Origin of the sequence: Vagococcus fluvialis (genome assembly GCF_048815235.1) — a bacterium.
Lineage (GTDB): Bacteria > Bacillota > Bacilli > Lactobacillales > Vagococcaceae > Vagococcus.
Map to the genome: position 1 here is coordinate 1 of NZ_JBMEAO010000036.1, position 8,814 is coordinate 8,814.

Genomic DNA, 8,814 nt, shown 5'->3' on the forward strand with positions numbered 1-8,814 from the left:
CTATAATCAGAAATTTTTGTGTCGGATTCATAAAGGTTTTAAAGAAATACAAGATACATTAGAATCAATGTTTTAACTTAACCGACAGAATGGTTTTTTCCATTTACACATAATTCTTGACGCAACCGTCAAATTGTTAGTTATCCTTTTGAAGTGACTATTATGGGACAAAAAATGCAAATGTCAGGCATTGGTGACGTTGCTTCGTATCCAGAAGCTCGTGGCACAGGAGGCATTAGAAATATTTTTCAAATGATTTTTAAAGATCTCTATGAGAAAGGGACAGAATTATCTTACTTAGCTCCATTCTCACAAGCTTTTTATCGTAAATTTGGTTATGAAACAGTATTTGATTCTCAAGAAGTAAGAATCCCGAAAGCCTTAATGAATCAAATTAAACCTGAAAAACAAGGGAAAGTAAAACGAGTTTTATGGGAAGACGATTCAACGAAAACAATTTTAAAAGAGCTTTATAAAGAAACTTTAGAAAAAGAACATGGAACAGTTGTGCGAGAAGATTATTGGTGGGAATACACTATTGCACCAAAGAAAAACAAGCGTATTGCGATTTGTTTTGATGATAACAATACTCCACAAGGTTATCTGATTTATGGATTAGTTGGAGCAAGCGAGTTCCAAATTTTTGAAATGGCCTATAGAAATAACTTTGCTTTAAGAAAACTAATGACTTTTGTAGCATCACATAATGGAAGCTTTGAAGAATTTGTTTCGACAAATCTTTCTGATAAACGTATTTTAGAATTATTTACTGAAATGAAAGAAGTTACGAGAAAGACATATAGTTATATGATGGTAAAAATTGTTAACTTTGAAGCGTTCATCAATAAATATCCGTTTAAGCAAGTAGCAAACAAATTAGAGTATTACCTAGAAATTGAAGATACAAGTTGTGAGTGGAATAATAGTGTTTTCCACGTAGTCATTGAAAATGGCCGTGCTACTTGTCAAAGAACAGAAAAGGCTCCGCAGATTGATTATAGTGGCAGTATTCAGCGATTTACTCAAGTCTTTATGGGGAAACAAAGCTTAGATGATGCTATATGGTTAGAAGAGATTAAGAAGCTCTCTAATTCAGTTGGTTTGTCAGAGTTGATTGATGTTGAAACACCAAGATTATATGATTATTTTTAAACTAGCTTAGTAAGCTAGTTTTTTTATTTTTTATCATGAATATTCTTGTTGATTTATTCATGAATATGTAATATATTATATTCATGAATAATAGAGTAAAAGGACGTGAATAGATGGCTAGAGGTTTTTCAGAAGAGGATATTCAAAAAATAAAAAAAGATTTACAAGTAGCCTGTGAAGAAAGTTGGCGAATGAGAGGTTATAAACAAACTAATATCCCATTACTAACTAAAGCAGTGGGTATTTCATCAGGAGCCTTTTATTTGGTTTATAAGAGGAAAGAAGATTTGTTTATTGATGTTTTGGAGAACGTTCAGAAAAACTTGTTAGATACTTGGTCGGCTTATTTAGATGCAACTGATGAGAAAATAGAGGGCTTTAAACAAGGGCTAAAGTGGCTGTTTAAAGAATACCAAACCTACCCAACATTATATGATATCAATAGTGCAGAATATGATTTGTTTTTAGCTAAACTACCAGAAGATAAAGTAAATGAATTAAAAATGAATAGCTCTAACATTTTTACAACAGTGATTGAGCGATCAAAACTAAAACTGTTATTGCCTGAAGAAGAAGTAATGAACATTATTCATTCCATTTTATTTTTATCCTTAGTTGATCGTGATAGTTTACAAGGGACTGAAAAAACCTTTAATTTTTTACTTGACAATACATTGACTAAGTTATTTAAGGAGGAGTAGTAGTATGATGATTAATCAATTTTTTGAAAGAATGTTAACATGGTTTTCACCCCTTTTAGGAAGTGTAACTCTAGTGATGGCTATTATTGCTGTGTTGTGTTTGTTGATGGGTTGTTATTACATGTTGAAAAAGGAAAAATTCGGTAAGTATTTAAGTTTAGTTGGCTGTTTGTTACTAATCAATCCCATTATTTATGTATTAACCCATTAGGAGGAATGAAGGATGATCAAAGAAATTAATCAACAAGTTAATCGAATCAATAAAAAAATAGGCTTAAACATGGAGATACCAATGCCTTCTAAAGCAACTTTAGAGATTAATGAAAAAGTTAATATTGCTACATCCGTGACTTGCTTGTCTCTGGGAGTATTAACAACATCGAAATGGTTAATTGGTTTAGGTATTTTAAGTGGATTAAGTGCAACTTTTACACATGTGGAAAAGAAAAAATTATAAATTAAATTAGTTATCCACACCTTATGTGGATAAGATATATTGATACTAAAAAGTGTGCCGTAAGTTAACAACTTATGGCACACTTTTTTAATAGTCAATTAGAGTCATTTTATTAGTAAATTCAGTTGTTAGTTTAAGTTGTTTAAAGGATTCAAAAGATTCCTCATGGCCTTTTAGTAATTTTCTAACCTTCAAAGGATTAAAGCTAGTCATTAATTGATTGCTTAACATAAATTCCCTGGTTAATTGCCATTCATAGAAATAGCCAAAAGGTTTGGCTGAATAAATAGTATTGTTAATAAGTGTTTCTTCAAATTGCCTGTGAGTATGGCCAAAAATGACATGTTTAACATTATCGTACTTATCAATTAAATCTCCTAAGGCTGAAGAACCTAAAAATGCATTGATTTGATTCCATCGCTCATATTCACCTGTATGATAATAAACAAATTCTTTTCTAGGAACAAAATGAGTTGCTAAAATAACTTGTTTATTTGCAAGAGATAATTCATTTAATTGTTCCTCAAGTTGTTGTAGGATAGTTGCCATGACTTCAGGGTCCGTTGCGTTTCGCTCTATTAATCGGTCGTACCAAAATAAATTTTTGGCAGCAATTATTTTTTTATGGTCATCTTCAAGTGCAAAGGAATAATCATACCAACCATTAACGCCTAATAAAACCAGTTCGTCGTTTAGAGGAAAGCTTTTTAAATTTAAAAAGCGCGTGTCAGGAAAAATTTCCATTAATTCTGGAGAAGGGATATCAGGCAACTCATGGTTACCAAAATTAAAAGTAACAGTAATGTCTGTTGCTTCAATTTGATTGATGGTTTCAAATAGTCGTTTCGTTGTATTGGCCGTGTCACCTGCTAAGTGTAGGTGAGTTACGTGATTATGTTTTAGAACGGTGATTAGTTGATTGATTTCGTTAGTGAATAACTTGTTAATATCTACATGTAAGTCACTCATAATAGCTAATTTATTCATGTTGTTCCCCTCCCTTAATCATTATAACTGATATTAATTATTTCGCCTGTAAGGATGTTTCGTAAATATTTAAAATTTTTTTCAAAAATGTGCAACAATAGAGGTGCGAATAACGAATAAGTAGTTGAGAGAGTCTGAAGGAGGAGAAAGATGAAAAGTGATAAATGGTTAATCAAAAAAATAGTAAAAAAAGACTCTCGACTAGCTAGTGAAGAATTGGTCAGACGTTATTATGATGAGTTATATTACTTTTTATTTAGACAAATTGGTAAAAAAGAAGACACCTTAGATATGACCCAAGAAGTGTTTATCTCAGCTTTGAATAGTTTGGGGACTTATGATGAAACCCGAGCAAGTTTTAAAACATGGCTATTTCAAATTGGCACTTATAAGGTGATTGATTTAAGAAGAAAAAGAAAAATTCAGTTGGAGGAATTGGCTGATTATCATTGGGTGGAAGAGGATAACTACTTAGAAGTAATTGCCAATCAAGAGTTATTAAAAGAAATTGGTGATTACATTCAGCAATTTAGTCCTCTTAGCCAAGAAGTTTTTCGATTAAAACTATACGGAGAGCTATCGTTTAAAGAAATCGCTATTTTGAAAGATGAAGAGGAAGAAAAGATAAAAGCTCAGTATTACCGATTACTCAAGAAGATAAGAAAGGAGTTTACCATGTGATGAAATTACTAGATGAAAACCAAATACCTACTGTAAAAGAAAAAGAAGAGAGCATAGCTTATATTATGTCTCAAGTTTCTAATCAACCTAAAACATTCACTCAATTTATTTACGTGATGTTTAAAGAGATGGATTGGCGTGTCTGTTTTTGGGGATTAAAGGATATTTTATTACTATCATTTAGTTTTATTTTAGCTATATTGATTGGGACTTATTACGGGATTCAATCAGACAACTTTTTAGTCTTTCTACTGGATCATTCTATAGAAAAAAGTACTTATTTTTATGTATTTCTATTATCTCCTGTAGTTTATGGATTATTTCATTATTTAAGTTTATGGAAAGAAGTTCAGATGAAAACATTTGAATTGAAAATGACCTTAAAAATATCCCTTAGAGAAATTCAAGTGATACGTTCTCTTGTGTTTAGTGTAATAGCGTTAGTTGTTTCTGTTTGCTTAAGTGTTATCTGTTGGTTAGGAACGAATCAAGAGTTCTCCTTATTGAAATTAATAAGTATTGCTAGTGTTTCTTTGTTTCTCTATTTAATTATTCAGATAAAGTTAGATCAAAAACTGTCAATAAGATGGAACCATGTGGTCAGCCCAATTTTTTGGTCAGTGGTAGGAGTTGTTCTTATGTATCTACAAGACGTGTTAGTAGACGTCATTCTTCAGTTACCAGAATTGGTTGTTTTCTTATTAGGTATCGTATTAATGGGAAGTTATTTCTTAATGTTACGTCAAAATTATATGAGTAAAAGAGAAGGAGGATTAAGCTATGTTGGAATTGAAGAACGTTAGTAAAGAATTTAAAGGGACAAAAGTATTAACAGATATTAATTTAACATTTGAGAATGGCATGTATGGACTTTTAGCACCCAATGGAGCTGGAAAAACGACCTTAATCAAAATGATAACAACTCTTCTATTTCCCTCATCAGGGAGTATTTTATGGCAAGGAAAGCCTATTGTGGATTTAGGAGAAGATTACCGTGGTTTATTAGGTTATTTACCTCAAGATTTTGGTTACTATGGCAACTATACACCGAAGAAATTTTTAACCTATTTGTCTGTTTTACAAAAAATGGATGCTAAATTAGCAGCAAGTAGAATTGATGAATTATTAGAATTAGTCGCTTTATCTTCAGTAAAAAATAAAAAGATGAAGCAATTTTCAGGTGGAATGATTCAACGAGTTGGCATTGCTCAAGCCATGTTAAATGACCCTAAAATATTAATTTTAGATGAACCAACAGCTGGATTAGACCCAAAGGAAAGAGTTCGATTTAGAAATCTCTTACATCAACTGTCAAAGGATAGAATCGTGATATTATCGACTCATATTGTGTCAGACATTGAAGCTATTGCTAATGAAATTATCCTTTTAAAAGATCAAAAAGTCTTTTTAACAGCGCCAGCAAAAGAAATTAGCCAGTTAGTTCAAGGTAAAATATTTGAAATTCCTAGTTCAGAAAACTTAACAAGCGATCAATTATTATTAAGTGAGAAACAAGAAGAAGAAGGGAGCTTTTTAAGAATTGCAGCTGAGATTGAACCAGTAAACGGTGTTGCAGTAACTCCTAGTTTAGAGGATGCGTTCTTATATCTCTTTAGAGATGAGGTGTGATGATGATTTTATTGGGATTTGAATTTAAAAAGTTATTAGAACAACCGATGATAATTGGGTTTCTTATTTTGTGCCTTGTGTTTAATATGGCATGGATTATAAGCGTTGACTTGAATAAAAATTATCTAGAGATGGTTCAATCATTTAGTTTAGCTAATGGAAGTAAAATGACAGAAAAAACAGTTGAACAAGTCCAAGAATTACCTAAAGAAAACAACCAAAAAAGATTGTTACTCAGTATTGAAAATAGCAAGGATGAGTTAAGCCATACATCAGGTAGTCAACTAGGTGAAAAAGTCACTGATTTTTATCAAGTGACAGAAGCATTTAAGTCTGATCTTAATAAAAAGTATCAATTACTGGAGACGTCTATTCAAACATTAGTTAGCCAGCAAGCAGGAGCTGATTTAGCAGTAGTAGGTGAAACCATGTCATTTTTTACTTTTATTCGCAATGTTTTACTTAAACTATTATTAGCAGAGGGACTGATTTTTAGTTTATTAGTTGGTTTGTTTGCTAGTACGTCAGAAAGTATGACTAAAACAAATAAAATAATCTTTACAACCAAAACGGGTCGTAAGGTACAAGTGAGTAAATACATATCCGGTTTATTACTAAGTATTCTTTTTTTTACGTTAGTTGTTTTAGCAACCTTTCTTTTTTTTAACCTTTTTTATCCTTTAGGGACTATTTGGAACAATAGTATGTCAACTCAGTTTCATTTTAATGTGTATTTTCCTGGCTTATTAGAACTGCCATTTATCACATGGTTACCAATGACATTGGCGACGCATACCTTATTTAGCATTTTACTTAGTTTATTGTTAATTATAGTTTGTTTTAGTTGTCATTTTGTTATGGGCTTATGGTTAGATCATTTATTTAAAGGGTTTGTTGTCACAGTTGGTATAGTTGCTCTCCATAAAATAATGGTTATTGGTGCCATGTCTAAAGGTTACTGGTCAGTGTTTAAGTATTTAATGTTTTCACCAATTGAAGTTTGGGAGAATCAAGGTTATTGGTTTACAGAGATGGGCCCTTTTTCTATCCTACCTTTTCAAGAGAGTCTTGTGGTAGCTGTCTCTTTAATATCGGTGTTAGGCGTATTGCTACTAACTTATAAGTATTATCCTAAAAAGGAGGTTCTATAGATGCTTAAAGCAGAATTAAAAAAATTTGTGAGCCCGTTTCTATTTCTAATTGCAGTATTAATTAGTTTAGTTCTTTATCATACAGAGATTAGTTTTATTTATCATTATTTTCCGAATGGAGCAGGAGTGCCAATATTTAATTACACGTTGAAATGGCAAGAAGAATTCGGCTCAAAAATGACTGATGAGAATTTTCAAAAAGTTGAAGAAGATTATCAAAAATTGATTAAAGAAACAGATGAAATAGTAGCAGCTAGTTCTTATGGAAAAGAACGAAACTTAAAAAGTTATCAAGATTTTGAGGACTGGAGAGAATCAATTCCTGGAGAGCGCCGAGATGAATTGAATGAAGAAGAGGAAAAAGAATGGGATGCACTCGCTGAATTTATACAGAAACCTCAATTTATGGAAATAGAAGGGTATAAAAATATTCAGGATGGGCTTGCTCGTTTTACTTCAGAAAAATCATTCTATCAAGATAGACTTGTTAGTAGTGAGAAGAAAAAGTTATTGAATGATGTTGTTTTTGAGAAAGAAAGTTGGCGTAATATTTTGCCAGAAGGATTTCCAGGTACCGTATCAGCAATGATAGCTACAATACTCATACTTGGGATGATTGTAATGGCCCTTTTTCTACCAACACCTTTTGTTAAAGATACCATGTTAAAAATTAAAAGTTTACAATGGGCCAGTCGAAAAGGTCGTTCTCTTGTAGCGACTCAATATATTGCGACACAATTAGCTAGTTTTGTGATTTTAACAGGTGTTCTATGTCTCTTTTTACTACCGTTAGTTAAAACTAATTTAGCTCAATTTTTTAATAATGGGTTGAACTCCTTTTTTACAGAAAGTTTTGCAACAGCGGACTATTCTCTCTTTGATTTTAATGTTAGTGGATGGATGTGGCTATTAATTTTATTAGTCTATCTAATTGGATTGAGTTTTTCTAGTGTCTTATTTTTTACAGCGCAACATAGTAAAAACTATTTTAGTTTATTACTAAAGGTGATACCATTACTAACGTTCTATATAATCGTTGGTAATCAAATGGTGAGTAGAGGTTTTTATATTAATAATTATTTTTATAAAAAAACTGGGATATTATGGATTGAGATGTATTTAGCTGTATTATTATTTATTGTTGGTATTGTGATTGGGATGATTCCTATTTTTACAAGTCGAAAACAAGACTTGTTGACAGAATAAAAAAAGCCCCTAGCTCTCAGCTAGTGGCTTAAAAAGGAGTTGTTTTATCTACTTTGGAGGAGTAAATAAAAATGAAAAAGTTTGTTAGGGTTGTTTTGTTGGTATGTGTATATAATAGCCAATAAATATGATAAAAATGTGATGAAAATCTTCTATTTTAAGAATTTTTTTATAAGGAATTATTAAGATAGACCATATGACAAAAGTGTAAGAACTATCCATTTTGTCTGTAAGCTTTTCTTGGTAAACTAGGTTTATCAAACAAATAAAGGACGAATGAAAATGAAAAAAATAATACCGATTGTTTTATTAGCAGTGGCAGCTTTTATTGGATTTAAGGGCTATGTCTATTACAATGATACCTATAAAGCGACAACAGCTTATGCCTTGGTTCCTGCAGAAGTTCCAGAGAAAAAAGAAGCCCTTGATATGTCAGGGAAAAAGATTACAGATAGTGATGGCTCCATGAATTACACATATGATTATTCCTTTAATTTTATTAAAACAAATGGAAAAGCTCAAACGCAAGACTTTGGTTTAGTGGGAAGTGATGTGACACCCTATGAACCAGGAACTTATGTGAGAGCAGAAATTTCAAACAAACGAGTTGTAAAAGGACCTAATTCAGTTGCTGAAAAAGATGTTCCAAAAGATATATTGGAAAAATTAAATAAATAGTAAGAGGAGATTGACTCAAAAGGTCAATCTCTATTTTTTGTAATAAAAAAGAGGCTGTGACATAAGTAGTTACAGTTCTTAAATAAAAGAATCGAAATTCGAAAATCTTAAAAAGATTTTTGGATTCCGATTCTTTTTTGTTATCTATTGGTTTATTTTTCTGATTTACAGC

11 protein-coding genes are annotated in these 8,814 nt (G+C 31.4%); 10 read left to right on the top strand and 1 reads right to left on the bottom strand.

Annotation, left to right across the window (positions count from 1 at the left end):
• The first annotated feature begins 132 nt into the window (after positions 1-132).
• The 4 genes from ACODH8_RS14415 (at position 133) to ACODH8_RS14430 (ending at position 2,310) form a co-directional block, all read left to right on the top strand.
• Positions 133-1,152 (top strand): GNAT family N-acetyltransferase, encoded by a 1,020-nt coding sequence (locus ACODH8_RS14415; RefSeq protein ID WP_420517805.1) that lies wholly within the window; start codon positions 133-135, stop codon positions 1,150-1,152.
• Positions 1,153-1,265: 113 nt separating this feature from the next.
• Positions 1,266-1,853, top strand: a complete 588-nt coding sequence (locus ACODH8_RS14420) for a TetR/AcrR family transcriptional regulator (protein WP_332467103.1) — start codon at positions 1,266-1,268, stop codon at positions 1,851-1,853.
• A 4-nt stretch (positions 1,854-1,857) separates the two neighbouring features.
• A complete protein-coding gene (locus ACODH8_RS14425) occupies positions 1,858-2,064 on the top strand; it encodes a hypothetical protein (RefSeq protein WP_332467104.1) in 207 nt (68 codons plus the stop codon).
• A gap of 12 nt (positions 2,065-2,076) precedes the next feature.
• The gene (locus tag ACODH8_RS14430; RefSeq protein ID WP_332467105.1) at positions 2,077-2,310 is read left to right on the top strand and encodes a hypothetical protein; all 234 of its coding nucleotides are present in this window, start codon (positions 2,077-2,079) and stop codon (positions 2,308-2,310) included.
• A gap of 87 nt (positions 2,311-2,397) precedes the next feature.
• Here ACODH8_RS14430 and ACODH8_RS14435 read toward each other — a convergent pair whose 3' ends face one another.
• Entirely contained in the window at positions 2,398-3,297 is a 900-nt protein-coding gene (locus ACODH8_RS14435) for a metallophosphoesterase (RefSeq protein ID WP_332467106.1), read from the bottom strand.
• Positions 3,298-3,447: 150 nt separating this feature from the next.
• Between ACODH8_RS14435 and ACODH8_RS14440 the strand changes: the two genes are divergently transcribed.
• From ACODH8_RS14440 to ACODH8_RS14465, 6 genes are all read left to right on the top strand, one after another.
• Positions 3,448-3,978 (top strand): RNA polymerase sigma factor, encoded by a 531-nt coding sequence (locus tag ACODH8_RS14440; RefSeq protein WP_332467107.1) that lies wholly within the window; start codon positions 3,448-3,450, stop codon positions 3,976-3,978.
• Entirely contained in the window at positions 3,975-4,781 is an 807-nt protein-coding gene (locus ACODH8_RS14445) for a hypothetical protein (protein ID WP_332467108.1), read from the top strand. The genes ACODH8_RS14440 and ACODH8_RS14445 overlap by 4 nt, the downstream gene beginning before the upstream one ends.
• Positions 4,759-5,607 (top strand): ABC transporter ATP-binding protein, encoded by an 849-nt coding sequence (locus ACODH8_RS14450; protein WP_332467109.1) that lies wholly within the window; start codon positions 4,759-4,761, stop codon positions 5,605-5,607. Before ACODH8_RS14445 ends, ACODH8_RS14450 begins: the two co-directional genes overlap by 23 nt.
• Before the next feature lie 2 nt (positions 5,608-5,609).
• On the top strand, positions 5,610-6,758 hold the full coding sequence (locus ACODH8_RS14455) for a hypothetical protein (RefSeq protein ID WP_332467110.1): 1,149 nt from the start codon (positions 5,610-5,612) through the stop codon (positions 6,756-6,758).
• The gene (locus ACODH8_RS14460; RefSeq protein WP_332467111.1) at positions 6,759-7,964 is read left to right on the top strand and encodes a hypothetical protein; all 1,206 of its coding nucleotides are present in this window, start codon (positions 6,759-6,761) and stop codon (positions 7,962-7,964) included.
• Between the two features lie 282 nt (positions 7,965-8,246).
• On the top strand, positions 8,247-8,642 hold the full coding sequence (locus tag ACODH8_RS14465) for a DUF1093 domain-containing protein (RefSeq protein ID WP_332467112.1): 396 nt from the start codon (positions 8,247-8,249) through the stop codon (positions 8,640-8,642).
• The last annotated feature ends 172 nt before the right edge of the window (positions 8,643-8,814 follow it).

What these genes read in the sequence shown, in the direction of transcription:
- ACODH8_RS14435 (WP_332467106.1), bottom strand. Translation starts at nt 3,297, where the DNA reads ATGAATAAATTAGCTATTATGAGTGACTTACATGTAGATATTAACAAG.
- ACODH8_RS14460 (WP_332467111.1), top strand. Translation starts at nt 6,759, where the DNA reads ATGCTTAAAGCAGAATTAAAAAAATTTGTGAGCCCGTTTCTATTTCTA.
- ACODH8_RS14465 (WP_332467112.1), top strand. Translation starts at nt 8,247, where the DNA reads ATGAAAAAAATAATACCGATTGTTTTATTAGCAGTGGCAGCTTTTATT.
- ACODH8_RS14420 (WP_332467103.1), top strand. Translation starts at nt 1,266, where the DNA reads ATGGCTAGAGGTTTTTCAGAAGAGGATATTCAAAAAATAAAAAAAGAT.
- ACODH8_RS14440 (WP_332467107.1), top strand. Translation starts at nt 3,448, where the DNA reads ATGAAAAGTGATAAATGGTTAATCAAAAAAATAGTAAAAAAAGACTCT.
- ACODH8_RS14455 (WP_332467110.1), top strand. Translation starts at nt 5,610, where the DNA reads ATGATTTTATTGGGATTTGAATTTAAAAAGTTATTAGAACAACCGATG.
- ACODH8_RS14450 (WP_332467109.1), top strand. Translation starts at nt 4,759, where the DNA reads ATGTTGGAATTGAAGAACGTTAGTAAAGAATTTAAAGGGACAAAAGTA.
- ACODH8_RS14425 (WP_332467104.1), top strand. Translation starts at nt 1,858, where the DNA reads ATGATGATTAATCAATTTTTTGAAAGAATGTTAACATGGTTTTCACCC.
- ACODH8_RS14430 (WP_332467105.1), top strand. Translation starts at nt 2,077, where the DNA reads ATGATCAAAGAAATTAATCAACAAGTTAATCGAATCAATAAAAAAATA.